General features: G+C 45.2%; 17 protein-coding genes. 4 read left to right on the forward strand and 13 right to left on the reverse strand.

Features of this window, described 5'->3' with window-relative positions:
* Window positions 1-99: 99 nt before the first annotated feature.
* From traA (WR49_RS12295) to mobH, 13 genes are all read right to left on the reverse strand, one after another.
* Entirely contained in the window at window positions 100-474 is a 375-nt protein-coding gene (gene traA / locus WR49_RS12295; RefSeq protein WP_089204935.1) for a TraA family conjugative transfer protein, read from the reverse strand.
* 94 nt (window positions 475-568) lie between these two features.
* The gene (gene traA, locus WR49_RS12300; protein ID WP_014386714.1) at window positions 569-943 is read right to left on the reverse strand and encodes a TrbC/VirB2 family protein; all 375 of its coding nucleotides are present in this window, start codon (window positions 941-943) and stop codon (window positions 569-571) included.
* A 14-nt stretch (window positions 944-957) separates the two neighbouring features.
* On the reverse strand, window positions 958-1,506 hold the full coding sequence (traV, locus tag WR49_RS12305; protein WP_082082770.1) for a type IV conjugative transfer system lipoprotein TraV: 549 nt from the start codon (window positions 1,504-1,506) through the stop codon (window positions 958-960).
* Window positions 1,506-2,852 carry a TraB/VirB10 family protein gene (locus WR49_RS12310; RefSeq protein ID WP_052715031.1) on the reverse strand — a complete coding sequence of 449 codons (1,347 nt, stop codon included), beginning with the start codon at window positions 2,850-2,852 and terminating at the stop codon, window positions 1,506-1,508. Before WR49_RS12310 ends, traV begins: the two co-directional genes overlap by 1 nt.
* A 3-nt stretch (window positions 2,853-2,855) precedes the next feature.
* Window positions 2,856-3,806 (reverse strand): TraK domain-containing protein, encoded by a 951-nt coding sequence (locus WR49_RS12315; protein WP_046224203.1) that lies wholly within the window; start codon window positions 3,804-3,806, stop codon window positions 2,856-2,858.
* Entirely contained in the window at window positions 3,796-4,413 is a 618-nt protein-coding gene (locus WR49_RS12320) for a TraE/TraK family type IV conjugative transfer system protein (protein WP_041154814.1), read from the reverse strand. The genes WR49_RS12315 and WR49_RS12320 overlap by 11 nt, the downstream gene beginning before the upstream one ends.
* An 8-nt stretch (window positions 4,414-4,421) precedes the next feature.
* Entirely contained in the window at window positions 4,422-4,703 is a 282-nt protein-coding gene (traL, locus tag WR49_RS12325; protein WP_014386709.1) for a type IV conjugative transfer system protein TraL, read from the reverse strand.
* Window positions 4,704-4,859: 156 nt separating this feature from the next.
* Window positions 4,860-5,003 (reverse strand): hypothetical protein, encoded by a 144-nt coding sequence (locus tag WR49_RS21325; protein ID WP_156155672.1) that lies wholly within the window; start codon window positions 5,001-5,003, stop codon window positions 4,860-4,862.
* Between the two features lie 168 nt (window positions 5,004-5,171).
* Window positions 5,172-5,573, reverse strand: coding sequence for a hypothetical protein (locus tag WR49_RS12330; RefSeq protein ID WP_046224204.1), 402 nt, complete (start codon window positions 5,571-5,573; stop codon window positions 5,172-5,174).
* Window positions 5,574-5,589: 16 nt separating this feature from the next.
* Window positions 5,590-6,219 (reverse strand): DUF4400 domain-containing protein, encoded by a 630-nt coding sequence (locus WR49_RS12335; RefSeq protein ID WP_014386707.1) that lies wholly within the window; start codon window positions 6,217-6,219, stop codon window positions 5,590-5,592.
* The gene (locus WR49_RS12340; RefSeq protein ID WP_046224205.1) at window positions 6,176-6,760 is read right to left on the reverse strand and encodes a hypothetical protein; all 585 of its coding nucleotides are present in this window, start codon (window positions 6,758-6,760) and stop codon (window positions 6,176-6,178) included. Before WR49_RS12340 ends, WR49_RS12335 begins: the two co-directional genes overlap by 44 nt.
* Window positions 6,761-6,769: 9 nt before the next feature.
* Window positions 6,770-8,632 (reverse strand): conjugative transfer system coupling protein TraD, encoded by a 1,863-nt coding sequence (traD, locus tag WR49_RS12345; protein ID WP_046224206.1) that lies wholly within the window; start codon window positions 8,630-8,632, stop codon window positions 6,770-6,772.
* Window positions 8,633-8,644: 12 nt separating this feature from the next.
* The gene (mobH, locus tag WR49_RS12350) at window positions 8,645-11,719 is read right to left on the reverse strand and encodes a MobH family relaxase (RefSeq protein WP_046224207.1); all 3,075 of its coding nucleotides are present in this window, start codon (window positions 11,717-11,719) and stop codon (window positions 8,645-8,647) included.
* A 163-nt stretch (window positions 11,720-11,882) separates the two neighbouring features.
* Here mobH and WR49_RS12355 point away from each other — a divergent pair, with 163 nt between their 5' ends.
* The 4 genes from WR49_RS12355 to WR49_RS12370 are packed head-to-tail and all read left to right on the forward strand — an operon-like array spanning window position 11,883 to window position 15,395.
* Window positions 11,883-12,122, forward strand: coding sequence for a hypothetical protein (locus WR49_RS12355; RefSeq protein WP_014386703.1), 240 nt, complete (start codon window positions 11,883-11,885; stop codon window positions 12,120-12,122).
* A 4-nt stretch (window positions 12,123-12,126) separates the two neighbouring features.
* A complete protein-coding gene (locus WR49_RS12360; RefSeq protein WP_128740496.1) occupies window positions 12,127-12,903 on the forward strand; it encodes a hypothetical protein in 777 nt (258 codons plus the stop codon).
* Window positions 12,885-13,187, forward strand: a complete 303-nt coding sequence (locus WR49_RS12365; RefSeq protein WP_014386701.1) for a hypothetical protein — start codon at window positions 12,885-12,887, stop codon at window positions 13,185-13,187. Before WR49_RS12360 ends, WR49_RS12365 begins: the two co-directional genes overlap by 19 nt.
* Window positions 13,188-15,395: a DNA topoisomerase 3 gene (locus WR49_RS12370; protein WP_046224208.1), complete on the forward strand. Its 2,208-nt coding sequence runs from the start codon at window positions 13,188-13,190 to the stop codon at window positions 15,393-15,395. It abuts the gene before it with no gap.
* Window positions 15,396-15,483: the final 88 nt, after the last annotated feature.

The following is a 15,483-nucleotide window of genomic DNA, read 5'->3' on the forward strand; positions in this document are numbered from 1 at the left end:
TAAAGCGTTTTTCTGGGAGGGAGATCACTTGGCATTTTCTGACGACTGGAACCAAAAATGCCAAGTTTAAAAGGAGGGATTAAAGTGAGTATTGAGACCTTATAGCCCTAAGCCGTTACTGATCTGAATAGCTGCTGGAGCAATTTTTTCAGCTGACTCTAATGTAGCGGTCATAATCGCTTCTACAACCGTAGGGCTGTTGTATAGACCAACACCACCACCGATGCCCATTGCGAATGCCATGATACTTTGACGTGCGATACCACCAACGATACCTACCAAAATCATTGAACCAGCAATAATGCGGCCCAGTGTACCTTGAGTCCAGTCGGTGATGGTGGTCCAAATATCATCGAACTCTGTACCACCAGTACCAGCGTGAGCTTGATTCGCAAACATAAGCCCAACGATCATTACTAAACCGACGTAGAAAAGAAGATTGGCTTTATTGTTAGCCTTATTTGTAATTTCCATGATTGTTTTCCTGATTTTCAGTCTTAAAAAAGGCAGTTGAGATATTCAACTGCCCGTTATATCAAGTACTTACAAAGTACTATTAGGTATGAAATCACATACCTAATCCGTTGCTTAGTTGAATTGCAACTGGGGCAACTTTGTCAGCAGTTTCAAGAGTTGCTGTCATGATAGATTCAACAACGGTAGGGCTGTTGTACAAGCCGACACCGCCGCCGATACCCATCGCAAATGCCATCAAGCTTTGACGAGCGATGCCACCAACGATGCCTACCAAGATCATTGCACCTGCGATGATTCGGCCAAGCGTACCTTGAGTCCAGTCAGTAATGGTGGTCCAGATATCATCAAATTCTGTACCGCCTGTACCAGCGTGGGCTTGATTGGCAAACATAAAACTGATCACCAGAGCCAACGCCACCCAGAACAAAAGGTTGACTTTATTGTTTGATGTGGATGTGACGTTCATTTTGCTAAGTTCTCCTATTTAGTTTCTGAATTAGCTTTGGGTTTTATCGTTTGCAAGGGTTTGAGCATAGGTACATCTTGTTGAGTCCCTTCCCCAATTACCCACTTGCGCGGTTCTATTTCGGTGTAAACGTACCCAGTCACAATCAAGTCACCATTGGTATCCTCCCAAGGGGCTACCCATATGCGCATGACCTGTGCTGGAGTACGAATAGGCACCGGACGATTCGGGAGGCGCGGTGTGACGTAATTGTCTATCACTGAATCTCCCGTCGATGATGAGTTGGCTATCTCTCCTGAAACAGAAACAGGCTCTTCTCCAGGCTTTACTGAGCGTGGGATATTGCCATCGTTTGTCGCCGCATAGACATCTCGCGCTGACATACACTGAACACCATCAGGAATACCTGAACAGCTATACTCATCACTGCCGATTGAGGTACAGCCTGATAGCAATAAAGCGCTGCCCAAAATCATCGACACTGTAGATTTTATGGGCTTAACCATTGGAAAGCCCCCTGTGAAACTGCCCTTTCTGGTCGGCTTTTGTGTTTTTTTCGTCATTATTTTGTCCCCTGCGATTTAAGTTTTAGTTGCTGTCCCTTGGTGATAATTACGTCAATTTGACGACCTGCATCGACCTCTATTACAGGGAACATTCCCTCAGCCATATCAAGATAAAACTGAGCAACCTTCTCCATCGCACTTGATGCGCCTTTTGATATACCACTCTGCAAAGTGTTTTCATTGAACACTTGTTGATATACAGGTGTGTCTGTTGGATTAGTGTTGATAACTGGAACTGGGTTTGTATCAAGCGCTTGAGCAAAGCCACTCAAGAAACCTGCCGTCAAAGATTTGGCTATCATTGCACCTTGTTTAGATACTAAGCGGCCACGTACACCAGCTTTTCCATCTTCACCAACTGCATATCCGTCCAAGCGAGACTCAATTACGCCACCGTCTTCACGAACACAGGAAATAACCTCGCCTCGTAGATATGCCCTTTCTGAGCTCAGATCACCGTAACCGGATACAATCAAGAAACACTCACGAACATCAGCTCTGAATCGGTTAGGTAAAATAGCTTCCTTCTGGAGGCGAATTGTTGCTGGGAAAGGGTCTTTTCTTGCTCCCTTTGCGGTAGGAGCATCCATACCAGTGATCGTTACACCAGTTAGAATTGAACCCGCTGGTAAGTAGATAGAGTTGTCTTTGTCCTCCTGCTCTTCTGCCGCTTTCTCTTCTGCTTCGTTGTACTCTGTGTAGTTAACAATTCGAATACCCGGTTGAGCGGTAGGTTTACCTGATCTATCCGATTCCTTACCCGTTGGTTTGCTGTGAGAGTTAGCTGGTAGTGGTGCTTTCTTAAAGAACTCATTAGGGTCCTTGTAATCAAGCTTTTCGGTAGAGGTGTATCCAGCTTGTTGAGCGCCCTGTTCCTCTGTCGAACCAGTTTCAGCGCCACCAGCTGTTGGCTTCCCTGAACGCTTTTCAGCGTCTTTCTGGGCTCTCTCTAAATCTCGCGCTAAGTTTCTATTTTCTTGAGAAAGCTCCTTAACATCGCGCTTTAACTTATCAAGCTCTTTGCCAATATCTACTGACGCACCAGCTTTTGATTTTGTGTCTTCCAACTCACGCTTTACTCTGTCCAGCTCACGACGTAACTGCTCTTGTTCAGCCTTTGTTGTTTTAAGATTGCCAACCAACGCATCCATACCCGCTTCACGAGTACCTTTGTCAGTTAATACGTGACGGATGGTTTCTTTACGACTTTTATTGCTGGAGTCACTTGTGCCTTCATCAGAAAAAAGACTCACAGCCACAAACAGAACGAAAACACCACCAGCAACAGCAACCCAGCGTTTTTTGTTTGGATCGAGCTCATTCCACCAGTTCATATTAATCATCGTTTACATTCCTCCGCTCAACAGTGAAGGACGACGAGTAGCCGATTCGGTTTTCTCGCGCTGTTTTACTGCCACGTACACTTCTGTTTTCTGACCTGGAGCAAGAACCTTATGGGGCCATGAAGTCACACCAGCAACGCTCCAGTTTCCGCAAGATTGCTCTTTGAACTCAAGAGGTTCACTTGTGACGTTTCGAGCAATACCTACAAATACCGTCAAATGATGCCCCATCATCATTTGTCCATTAGCAAAATTGACTGAAATACCAGGTTGCGCACACTGAGGTAATTGAACATTGCTTGGAGTTCGATTCATGGAGTAGCCATTAGGGATTTCACCAAGAGCCAGTTTTCTGAATACTGTTCGAAGTGTTTCGATATATGGCTGACTTTGCTCCCAGCTTTTAGCTTTGTTGTTTGCAAACATGCCAGGTATTAAGCTGTTATTGTCGAGCTTCAAAAACACTTCACGAGGTGGGATTCTTTGAGGAACCATTGTTAAACTCAGCGCACGAGCTTCTGAGCCCTTTTCTGTAATGAACATGGTTACTGGGTATTCTTTGGCCGTAGCCACATAGATAACATTCTCTTTGATGCATATTTCCCCACATTCACCTTTATTTTGCCCCGGCTGTAAGGATGTTGACGTCACTTCCGGCTTACCAAATGGAGTAACGATTCGGTTGGGATGACCGATAGCAATAGGGATGATCTGATTAACCCCAGGCTCCATAACCAGTTGTGAGTTTTCAGTGTAACCACCAGCCAAATTCGAGCTATTGGCCTGAGTCGTTGTAGCTCTTTGTTTTGCTACTGAATCAGGGATTACGGGGGCTGGAACGTTGTTCTTCATAACACTGACAGGAACAACTGGTATTTCATCATCTGATGCATTCACTGCACTTGAAACACCAAGCGCAATTGAAAGCGCCAAAACAATCGAATTAACCTTCATTACGCTTTCTCCGGCTCTCTTCTTTACGTTCTAATTTGTCTAAAACACTCTTCGTTCGAGGGCGACCTTCATACGTGGTCATATAATCAAGGACAGGCATATAGTTCGAAACGCGGAGCTCAAACTCGTATGTTCTGTCTGTACGTTGCTCTTTTGCGTCAAAAGCAGCCCCCTTAACAAAGGAGTGCCCATACACAAAAACCTTGTCAGTCGTTTCTTCGTATTCGACGAAACGAGGTTCGAATCGCATAGTGATTCGGTCTGCTTGAATCTCTTGCGCTTGGATTTCAAGTGCATCAATAAACTCTTGATAAATAGTCGGTGCTAGAATTGGCTCCATACGTTCTTTGATGAAGTTAACGTTGCCGGGAGTTACGTTACCCATCAGCGTTCCAAGAGCCCATCCCCACGCCTCTTTGTATGACTGAGAGGCATTTTTTTGTGATACCCAAGCTTCTTCATTCAAAGTCCAAGGCTGAACGGTCACAATGGTCTCTTTGCTAAACAACTTCACAGCTAGCAGCAAGACGGTGAAGATCAGACCGAGGACGAAGACTCGCCCCCATTTATTTTCAGCCTGAGTGCCCTCCCAGGTTTTTAAATACACCTTTAAATTCAAGGGAAATACCTCCGGATAAATGGGTTTTTCAAAGATTTTGCTTTTGTTGCGATGAATCCCCCCCAATACAGCATGTGAAGCATGTAGCCATCAGGGTGGTTATCACGAAATCGACGATATAAATTGGTCACGGCCAAGCCGATTAAGAAAAAAATCAAGGCTTTGCCCATCATCACTCCGATGACAAGGCCAAGAAGCATAGGAGCCAGCTCATCTGCACTCCAGAGCAGCATGTGCGGCGGTTCGTCTATACGACGTGGGATTTTGACGGGCTTCATTCCATATCTCTTCCAATTTCCAATGTCGCCAATTCTGGAAGATTTTTTCAACAAACACGCCACGGGCTAACGCCCTTTTTGGGCAACTTGGGCGAAAAGTGGTCTTATAAAGAGAGAAACGGCATAAAGCCGTTTTAGAGCAGGTAATGTGAAAGGTTAAAACAAGCGAACAAGATCGCCATACTGAATACCAAAAAAGAAACCTATGGCAAAGATTAACTGCCAAAGGATAATTTGCCCTACGCCCCATGATGCTCCAGAGCGTTCAGAGCTATTTGCTGTATGCGTATGAGAAGACATATAACCTCCAACTGATTGCTATTTAATTTTTCTTTATTCTCACCTGATCTCGTGCTCATTTCACAGCGCTGTATTTGTCCATTTGGGAAGCATTAAGACTTTCACATGTGAAAGTGAGTGACACAAAAAAGCGGCCAACGAATGGCCGCCTTTGAAATGAAATGTAACTTATCCGTTTTGCGCTTGCTTCTTCTGCTCTTGGTATGCCGCTTTCATCGCGCTTTGGGTCTGTTCTACCCACTTCATTCCATCGTTACAGTCCACATTGTCAGCGGCAGACTGAAAGCTAAGAGGTTTTCCATCTGGGTTCATGTTCCCCATAGCCAGAAGAAATGCATAGAGAGGATGGGTTTTCGTTACATTCTGAATATTTTCTATGGTTATCGGTTGATCGCACTTCTCTTCGAGTGTCTGAACCATAAACTCCGAAACTTCGGCGCAACTTTCACACATCAGTTCGAAGGTCTCAAAGAAAGTTTCCACTTCCTCCGTATAGGGTTTATCTGTCTTCGCCACTGCTGGACCTGCAAGCATGAATGCGGCAATGATTGTTAGCGCAGTCTTTTTCATATTGAATATCCTTTGGTTAAACTCGTTTTTGTAAATTGCCGAATGCAAGTCCCAACAACACACAACAGAGCATCATCACAGCGGGGATCACAATTGGATTTAGAGCTATGGGAGCAAAAAAGGTAATAAACAGCCCCATGCTTAGGAAGAACGTTCCTCGAATGCTATATCGGTGGACAACAGGGCTCGCATAGTCAAAGTTGGTTCGTTTGATCTTCCAACTCATCAAACCGTCATAAACCGCCGGGATGAACAAGATGAGCAGATACGGTGCCCAGGAGGACAAAAGTGCTAACCGCGTGTAGAACTGGTAAATTACATTGGTAAAGGCTTCAATTCGCCCCTCCACCCAAACGAACCATGCTTGGCCCATATTCTCCATTCCTTTCGACTTTCTACGTTCCTCTTCTGTTGGAATTAACGTGTGATACATAGCAGCATAAAAGCCAGAATCAAGCACACTAGTTTTGTACCAGTCCCCAGCTGTATCACTAATCCACTGTCTAGCTTCATAGCCTAAGTTCTGCTCCACCAGCTCTGATTCACGCTGAATTGTTTTATCTGTCCAATCACCAGGTACTAGCAAAAGAATCACCAAAACTTCAATGACTAGCAACCAAGCGACCAGCCACAACGGCTTCTTCATAATTGGTTCTCCTTAATACTGTTTTTACACTTTCGCTAGCGACTAACTGATACAAAGCCTTGCGAAGTTTGCATTCATTCTGATGTTGATGTGGAACAATGAATAATTCACCTTTATGGTCTGCAAGCCAGTGAGAAAAAGGCTCACCTTTCTCCACAGACCACTTGTTACCTAGTGAATCTTCAATCTCAATTTCTAGCGCTTTGGCTGTTTCAGTGATGATGGTTTCCAAGAAAACCCCTAGTCTTACCGGGTCCTCGTACTTACGTTTGTTCGCATGGAACACTACACCGCTATATTTATCTAATGCCTCTTCCAAAATCGGATAAATCACTGGCTCCTTATCCGATTTGATCCCATCAGTGATGAAACAACATAGTTGCTCAATCACATCATTGGTTGCAGGCCAATCAAAAAACAGCAGTGCCAGTGTGTGTGCATTTTTTCGATCACGCTTTCGGATCACGCTTAGTACTTTCTTGTGCGGATTCACATCAACCACTCTAGTAACCTCATAATTTTTATACTTATTCGCACTCATATTTCGCCATTAAGATGTCAAGATAGGTAGCCGTCCCTTGACTATCTTCCCCCCAGAGATTTTGGCTATGTACTCAAGGTTGGGCAGCATCCCCAGGAGTTGCGTAGAGAACAATTCAGCTTCTTCTTCCATAAGCCGTTCCCCTTGGTTGCCCCCATGCATAATCGGCTGCTCACCGTCCGTATTTTGGCCCTGCGTTCTCATGACGTAGTTCAAACGTGTTTTCGGTAAGTTGTCTGTAATGAACTTTTGTGTTTCAGGATCAATTACACGCAATGAGAATGTGTTGTTAATGTTTCCCAGAACCTGTAGTGCTTTATCTTTACTCCCCATCCGAGCGGCAAAGTCAGCGAATGTTTGTGTTGCAACAAATAGTCGAAGTTTCGCGCCACGACCTTTGTTGAGAAGCTGAATGAATGGGTCATTGATCACCTCTGCGGCTTCGTCCACAAAGATATTGACGGGCTTATTGTTGACACCAAAGTTGTATCTATCACCAGCAACAGCTGTTAAGTCAGATAAGAAAAGAGAGCCGATTGCAGAACCAACCATACTGTCGGTCAAACTATCCAGACCAATGTATGCAACCATGCCATTGTTTATTATTTTGGCTGAGTCACTTATTGGCCTGGTATCATCGACATCGCTTGAATCGGGAGACAGCATCTTTCCTAAATCACCCGAGGTAAGCATGTTCATGATAGGAAGCAGTGAAGCAACCATTTTCCCGAAGTGTGCCGAGTCATGTTGGAACATCGACAATAAGCCTTCCAAATCTGAGTGAGGGAACTCTGGTTGAATAACATCTTGGTAGAACTTCATCATGGCAAAGGCTTGCTTTTCTCTATTGCCATTTTTCACTTTTTCCAAATATGGTGCTGCTTTTGATTCCCAGTCTTCCATAACTCGTGCTGAATAAGCCTGTACGGCTTTGATAACCAGACCTGCGGCACCACCTTCCAAAAATCGTTTCAACAGAACAATGCTAGGACGTTCATAAGTCAGTACAAGACCTTGAGCGATATTGTTCAGTGCTTGCCAACCAAATGATTTGAATGGATCTGCACCTGCCTCCGAAGGTATCAACGCGGCCAAACGGCTCGCAATCTCCGTCACACGGCTAAAGTTACGTAAAGGGTCCAATCGCACGGATTCATCTGGGAACGCAGGGTGAAAGGAAACAAATCGCTCTGGATGGCCCATAGCTTCGCAAGCTCTCCTTGCATTGTCCCTCATTTCTTTATCACCCTTAGGGTCGATAATGATCACTGCTTCATTGCGCAAGACAGCTTGCGTGATCATAATGTCGAACATACGAGTCTTGCCTGAACCTGTTGTACCTACAATAAGCGTGTGGCCTTCTGTATGCTTCAACGGTTGCATCAACTTCTCTTCTTTTGGTTCAACACCGTGAATCCATGTTTGCCCCATTGGATCTTCTTTCTTTTTGCCTTTAAGGACGCGAACCGTCTTCTTGATTAAAGGCTCTTGAGCAGTAAAGGTGTGCCAGTCACGTTTGATGATTTCAAATACACGCTGAGCATGACGCTTTTCCCATACAAAACCATGACCAAGCCACATATCATCTTCTGAGCCAGCCATCATTTTTTCTAGCTCTTTTAAAGAGATAAATTCCAGTTCACGACCAAATAGATGCTTCTGGAGACGATGTAACATCATGGCTTTTGGGATTCGGGACATTGCCATAACACCACAAATACCAGTCATCCAATAAAACGGTTCCGGAGGCATTGACTCTGCCATTTGATTAACCGTCAAGGCCACACCGCTGGCAGCTGCCCACCCTAGCGCTGCACGACCTTCAAAATTTGGCCTCCACGGCATTTCATACCCAAGTGGGTCATAATCCATGCTCATCTATCTTTACTCCACCTCTAACCTTAAATTCCCCTGGCGAATAGTCATTCTTGGGCGTCGTTGCCCACTAGCGAGTAATGCTCTCAGCATAGATTTGCTAAGATTCGTACACTCACCAGTTACTTTCTCCAGAGCCTTATCGCTTGTTACCAAACACCCATCCTCCTTAATGACCGGACCGACTAACCATCGTCCTTTTTGGTTTTTTATCATTTCTTTCAGAAGCCTAATGGCCTCCTCTGCATCAATGTCAGACTGAGGAGGTAAAAAGTCCTCATCACTAATTTCTTTCGCCTTCTGAGGCTTTTTAGGTTCCTCGTCTTCTAGATCTATTTGCCCGACCACTTTTGTCATTGGCAGTTCTAAATCAGAATCGAAATCCAGACTCACTGGCCGCGTTTCTTTTGGTGGTTTATTTACCGTTGTCTTTGGTTTTTGGCGCTTAGGTAAACGTGACACATTTTGCTTTTCCTCATTAGAAGCACTGTTTTCACTCTCATTTTTGTGCTGTTCGGTTTGAGTTTTAGCTGCTGTGCCCTTCTTACCTTGTGCCGTTTGTTGTGCGATTCTTTTATTCTCAGATGAGCGGCCACCTGTTTGCTCTCCGGGCAGTAATGCTGAAATATCCATTGCAGGTTTAGGCTTTTTCGGCGTAGATTGGTTGGTTTTCTGGCTCTTAACTTTCTTTTCTGAGTGTGCCTTTTCAGCTTTCTTGCCAGATTGGCGTTTATCATTTAGCGCACTAACTTCACGAATTGGGTCAAAGTCTTTCTCAGCTTGTTCTATCGCAGCTTTGATAACATCTGAGATATCAGAAGAAAGTAACAACCCTTTAATGCCACTAAAATCATGAACCTTCCGGTTTGGATGAACTGGGTCAGGCACGATAGCGCCAGCGTCAAATAACGTGTTCAAGACTTCGGCTGGAGCCCCAAGCGCTCGGGCACCTTCTGGATAAAGGATCACTGCTTTTTTCTTCATAAAGCAAAGCACTTCACCTAATGTTTTGTGTCCATCCAGCACAGGAATAATGGCTTCTTTTAAAATACTTTCTGCCGCGCCGTATCCACTTAGAACATTCTCCAAATGACCACGCACATCAACATCACTCGATTTATCCTGCTGGCTGAAAGAATATGTCTCTGCATCTTGGAAATGTTCTGTTGGAACAAACTCTTCACGCTCTTCCATCTCATGGGAGTAGTCATAGGCATCCAAAGGGACAGCATCTATTGGTGCAAACATATCCTCTGGCGGCATTGGTGGGGCATCAAATATTGCGCTCGGTTCAGGGCCAAAAAACTCATTCGGTGACAAGGATGCTGCCGTGTTTGCGGATGCTTTAGGCTGACGCTTCTTGCCCGAGCGAATGTTGTCTATGCCGGGTAAAGATGTGTCTTCTTCGCTTTGTTCTGTTGGAACATTTGGCGTTTCAGCTTTGTCTTTTTGTGTTGTATCAGGCTCGGTATTGAGCCCAAATGCATCGAATGGAAAATCGCAAACTCCTAATGCCCCACCAGCATCTTTCAGCCCTTTCAATGGATCGTCTAATGCTAATGGTGCTGCGGTTTGAGCGATTTCTTGTGCTGATGGTTCTTTTGGGGCATCAGCTTTATCGTCATTCTTGCTTGTTTTGGTATCGGTGGAAGTGCCACCTTTCGGTTCCGATGATTGAGAGTCCGTTGAGGGCGGTGCTGCCATAAAATCTGGAATTTCGAATCCATCATCAAGAGAACCAATAGGCTCTGGTGTAGCGGTGAGCGAATCAGAGTTCTCATCTCCATCTTCCGGTGCATCGTCATCAAGCTCACTGGCATCAAGTTCCTGTTCGTCCTCATCGCCAATAACTTCACCCGCGATGGCCGCAGGCGGTTCAGTGGTAAAAACCAACTCCGACGATTCAAGACGCAGCATCTGCATTTTGATTTTCCCTGTGACTTCTTCCCCTTCTTGAGGTAATTCAGGGATAACTTCCCAATAACGATAGAAAACATCTTTGCCATGCTCTGGTAATACGTTTTTCAGAGCAAAACCACGCTCAATTAAAATATCAGCCAAGGTATCTGGATCACGAGGAATGCCAGGAATTTTATCTTCCGTTAACAAGTCATAAATATCACTGGCTCCCTGCTTCCATGTAATGAACACACCCTGATGTAAATGCCACACCTTCGCGCCAGGCTCATTGACTTTCCATTTGCCCGTTTTAACCAATCGACGTAAAGCATCAAATACATAACGCTCAACAGGAACACCGTAAGCAAACTCATCGACATCTAGGCGATTCTGTTTGAGGTCACGAGAAACACTTTCACCATCAGCTTTAAGCATTAACTTTGTTACCGGGTCATTGATTCTAAGACCTGATATTGCCTGTAGCATGGATTCAACAATGTCTTTACCGGGATCAGCTAGAAACTCCAAAGCCTCTGGAGTCAAAATTCGTTCGACGGTCAGCAGCGAAAATTGCTCGTGCCGTTTGTGTTCTCTATCTCTCCAACGAAGAAAATAACGACTCACATTATGGCGCTTAGCCCAGTCAACCAGAGTTTCTGAATATGGGTTCCACGTTTTACTACCATCGCTGTTTGTGATCACAACATCAGACAATGGCTTACCAACGTCATGCAATAACCCTGAGAAACAACATGCCAAACGCCATCGCGGCTCATTGTTTCTTCGTTCACGAGGGGAGCCTGAAATTGAGAAAATAACTGACTCAGATGCCTGTGTCGCCCAAAAGGCAACCTCCAGCCCATGACGAAACAATCCACCAGCTCCCCGATGATGATGAGCTTCGGATGCTGGTAATAAATGAACAAACGCCGCGTAACGGCCAATTACAGGCATGACTAAACGGTCGTACTCTTCTTGAGTAAAACCTAAAGTGCTCCTGATTTTTTGAATAAGTTCGTTCTGTGTCTGCAACACTTTATCGACTGGGGCCATTGGTAGCCCTTTGGCAAACGGCGGGTATCGAGGTATCTCTTCGTCAGCTAAATCCCTAACCTGGGAAGCTACTACATCTACTTTTTTCTCACCGCGCCCACCAAATAATTTTTTAAAGGCACTACTTATCATCTGGTTCTTATTTACCTGCGCTTTTTCCGTGCGTATATGCTCGCAGACCCTTTTGTCTTCTCATATCTCCCCTCCTGTCCATTTTGGGCAGTTTGAGGCGTCAGAGATGATTGAGTGACCAGATAAAATACACAGCATCATTATTTGGTATCAGGAGAGTTGTATGGAAAGAACATTGCCCGATGCTGCCTATTTGGCACTTGATGCTTTAAAGCGCCAAGCACAGGCAGTAACCGCTAACAACATGCAGGGAGACAAAGAGGCTTTGCATCAGGCTCAGTCTGACATGTCTCTTGTTAATAACTGGACAACAGTCATTACTCGTAAGCTTTTAAGCAACAGTGATGGCCGGACAATCGACACCATTGATGAACAATGGTTGGAGCAACAATTCAATGGGTAAGCAGATGATTAAAAAGCAATTAGTAGTACTTGTAGGGTTAGCTATTTTGGCTGGGTGTTCCTCAACCAAAGATATCCCACCAACAAACGCAGAATTGCACCAACGCTACGGCATTCCTCAGCAGCCGACAGATCAATGGATTCAAGAGAACCTTCCTATCTACGAAGCGAAGGCTGACAAACTGCTTGCGTCTGATGATGATGTCGATGCCTATTACTTCCTTTTGAATATTGCTGAAAATCGTGGCAGTGCTGATATCGAAGCACATAAGAAGCAAGATCGTGTAGATCGTGGTCTCAATGTTTCTTATGAAGATTTAGGACTGGGTGGAGCAGCATTTCGCAAACCCGATTACATCCATGTATTAGGTCCAACAAGTAGTCTCGGCGCGAATAATGAAAGCGCATTGATAAAACAGCAGAAGGATAAAAATGGTTCCAACATGGAAGATGCCATTTCCGCATACAAAAAACTTTCTTCTGGTGTGAAAGGCAAAGGGTACTCCTTATACGAACTATCACGCTGGGAGCGTTTCTGTGATAGCGGTAATGGCATGGATGAACGCGATTGGCAGTTCATCGAGAAAGAAAAAGGCGAAACAGGCAGTATCCCAAGCGATCTGGTTGGTCAGTGCAATCCGCCACAACACACTTACCAAGATTATCTCACCGCTTGGACGCAATTTTGCACATCACAAAAAATGACGAATGAACAGCGCAAGATCGTTCGCAGTTCTACTCGCCCATTTACAGTGGTAAACCCATGCAAAGCCATAAAGTAACCACCAGCTCATCACATACTCAGTTGACGGAAGAAGAGCTTCTCGTTCTTCAAGCTAAAGCTGAGCTCTTTGATGAGCTGAACATCATGCTGGTTGAGGCCGGACAAAGTGGCACTCCGGAAGAAGCAGCAGTCGTTATCTCTGCCAACCTAGCTTTTATTGCTGGCACAGAGAAATCCCCCTTAATAGCCGATGCCTCCGAAAACTGGAAACAGCTGACCAACCTTTCTACGCAGCAAAACGGTATTCAAGACATCGCGCTCAAACCAAAGGAGTGCGCTTAAATGGATCTGTACATTTGTGAGAAGCCATCCCAAGCAAAAGACCTCGCAGCTGTGATGGGAGTAACTCAGCACGGCGACGGTTTTATTCATGATGGAAGTGGCCGGGCAATAACCTGGGCTCTTGGTCATCTATTAGAACTCTATATGCCCGATGACTATGACGAGAAATATAAAGCATGGTCCCTTGAAACACTGCCTATTTCTCCTGAATCATGGCGTAGCAAGGTGAGGCGTAGCTCTTCCAAGCAATATAAAGTGATCGAGCAGCTGGTGAAAAAAGCCAGCACAGTTTATATCTCGACTGACTATGACAGAGAAGGCGAAGCGATCGCTCGTTCCCTACTCGATAGATTCCGATACCAAGGCCCCGTAAAACGAGTTTGTTTAACTGCTCTTGATGAAAGCAGTATCAGAAAAGCACTTCGAAACATCAAAGATGGCAAGGAGACGATACCCCTTTATTACGCATCCCTATCTCGCCAGCGAGCTGACTGGGTAGTGGGTATGAACATGTCTCGCTGTTATACAGTACTTGCAAGAGAGGTTGGCTTCGGGCAAACGCTCCATATAGGACGAGTAATCACCCCCACGGTCGCCCTTGTGTGCCAGCGAGACAGTGAAATAGCCAACTTCAAACCATCACCGTTCTGGACGATGGACGTCGGTGTATCTGTTCAAAACGGTCAATTCCTTGCTCACTGGGTGCCGCCAGAAGAGTGCTCTGACGATCAAGGGCGATGTACAAACAAAGCCTATGCAGAGCAAGTAGCCGCTCAAGTAAAAGGAGCGCAAGCACTTATAAGTAAGGCTGAAACAAAAGCTGGCAAGGAATCAGCCCCTCTTCCATTTGATTTGACTAGTTTACAGCAATACGCGGCCAAACGTTGGGGGTACAGTGCGCAAGAAACACTTGATGCAGCACAAGCTTTGTACGAAAAGCACAAAGCAACCACCTACCCCCGTACAGATTGCAGATACCTGCCAGAATCACAGAAAGAGGATATCCCCGATATTCTTCAAGCTCTGATTCTTTCGGATCAGCGTGTTTCAGGGCTGGTGGCTGGAGCAGACCAATCGAGATCATCAAGAGCGTTCAATGACAAAAAAATCACCGCTCACCATGCCATCATTCCAACTCCGGCCAAAACCAACATAAGTGCCATGAGCGAAAAAGAGTTCAATCTGTACGATGCAATTCGTCGTTTCTACATCGCCCAGTTCTACAGTCCTTTTGAATTCAACAAAACTACAATTGATGTTCAATGCGGCAATCATTCGTTCACGGCCAACGGCAAAACACATTTACGTCAAGGTTGGAAAGTACTATTCAACAATGATGCAGAATCATCCCCTCAAGATGAAGGCGATGATCTTGATGGACCAAAAGAGCAAGAGAAATTACCGAAAGTTAGCCAGGGTGAACCAGCCTTGATCAATGATTCGGTAATCACTGACAAAATGACTCGGCCATCACCTCATTTCACCGAAGCCACACTACTAAGCGCGATGGAAAACATTGCTCGCTTTGTCACAGAAGAAAAGTTTAAGCAAGTCCTAAAAGACACCGCTGGCCTCGGCACCCCAGCTACCCGTGCAGGCATTATTCAGGGTGCGGTCGATAAAGGGTACTTGCAGAGAAAGAAAAAGCTCCTTATCGCCACGGATAAAGCTCACGCACTTATTGCTGTCGTACCAGCAGCGATCAAAAGCCCAGGCATGACGGCGGCTTGGGAACAGGAACTGGAGAAGATAGCGACAGGGAACGGAAACATGTCCGTCTTTATGCAGCAAGTCTCAGGTTGGATTGTTCAAATGATCCAACAACTCAAGCAGAATGCTCCAACCCTAACTCAACCAGAAGGCATCTTAGCTAAGGCTTTCAAAAATGCGGAAGGTCCTACTCATGATTGTTTCAATTGTGGTGGTAAGTTGAAGCGACTAAAAGGGAAAAATGGCTTTTTTTGGGGGTGTCAGAACGAGACATGTAAAAAGACTTTTCCTGACAATCGTGGGAAACCAGAAAAGCGTATTGCTGCTGAGGATTGTCCTGATTGTCCTGACTGTGGCAAGCCAATGCGCCTACGTAAAGGCAAGGCTCCAGGTAAAAAGCGAGCTAGCTCTTTTTGGGGTTGTACTGGGTATCCTGATTGTAAATCGACGATGCCATACTCTCGGAAGAAAAAATCTCTGGAAGAGTTATTTGACTAACGTCTCGGGGCTTAGGCCCCGGTATATAACTGATAATCAAATAGGCTCACTGACACTAGAACATCCATTAAACAGAGTGATATTTAGC

It is taken from the genome of Vibrio sp. ECSMB14106 (assembly GCF_000972265.1).
In the GTDB taxonomy this organism is placed as follows: domain Bacteria; phylum Pseudomonadota; class Gammaproteobacteria; order Enterobacterales; family Vibrionaceae; genus Vibrio; species Vibrio kanaloae.

What these genes read in the sequence shown, in the direction of transcription:
- traA (WP_089204935.1), bottom strand. Translation starts at nt 474, where the DNA reads ATGGAAATTACAAATAAGGCTAACAATAAAGCCAATCTTCTTTTCTAC.
- traA (WP_014386714.1), bottom strand. Translation starts at nt 943, where the DNA reads ATGAACGTCACATCCACATCAAACAATAAAGTCAACCTTTTGTTCTGG.
- traV (WP_082082770.1), bottom strand. Translation starts at nt 1,506, where the DNA reads ATGACGAAAAAAACACAAAAGCCGACCAGAAAGGGCAGTTTCACAGGG.
- WR49_RS12310 (WP_052715031.1), bottom strand. Translation starts at nt 2,852, where the DNA reads ATGATTAATATGAACTGGTGGAATGAGCTCGATCCAAACAAAAAACGC.
- WR49_RS12315 (WP_046224203.1), bottom strand. Translation starts at nt 3,806, where the DNA reads ATGAAGGTTAATTCGATTGTTTTGGCGCTTTCAATTGCGCTTGGTGTT.
- traL (WP_014386709.1), bottom strand. Translation starts at nt 4,703, where the DNA reads ATGAAGCCCGTCAAAATCCCACGTCGTATAGACGAACCGCCGCACATG.
- WR49_RS21325 (WP_156155672.1), bottom strand. Translation starts at nt 5,003, where the DNA reads ATGTCTTCTCATACGCATACAGCAAATAGCTCTGAACGCTCTGGAGCA.
- WR49_RS12330 (WP_046224204.1), bottom strand. Translation starts at nt 5,573, where the DNA reads ATGAAAAAGACTGCGCTAACAATCATTGCCGCATTCATGCTTGCAGGT.
- WR49_RS12335 (WP_014386707.1), bottom strand. Translation starts at nt 6,219, where the DNA reads ATGAAGAAGCCGTTGTGGCTGGTCGCTTGGTTGCTAGTCATTGAAGTT.
- WR49_RS12340 (WP_046224205.1), bottom strand. Translation starts at nt 6,760, where the DNA reads ATGAGTGCGAATAAGTATAAAAATTATGAGGTTACTAGAGTGGTTGAT.
- traD (WP_046224206.1), bottom strand. Translation starts at nt 8,632, where the DNA reads ATGGATTATGACCCACTTGGGTATGAAATGCCGTGGAGGCCAAATTTT.
- mobH (WP_046224207.1), bottom strand. Translation starts at nt 11,719, where the DNA reads ATGATAAGTAGTGCCTTTAAAAAATTATTTGGTGGGCGCGGTGAGAAA.
- WR49_RS12355 (WP_014386703.1), top strand. Translation starts at nt 11,883, where the DNA reads ATGGAAAGAACATTGCCCGATGCTGCCTATTTGGCACTTGATGCTTTA.
- WR49_RS12360 (WP_128740496.1), top strand. Translation starts at nt 12,127, where the DNA reads ATGATTAAAAAGCAATTAGTAGTACTTGTAGGGTTAGCTATTTTGGCT.
- WR49_RS12365 (WP_014386701.1), top strand. Translation starts at nt 12,885, where the DNA reads ATGCAAAGCCATAAAGTAACCACCAGCTCATCACATACTCAGTTGACG.
- WR49_RS12370 (WP_046224208.1), top strand. Translation starts at nt 13,188, where the DNA reads ATGGATCTGTACATTTGTGAGAAGCCATCCCAAGCAAAAGACCTCGCA.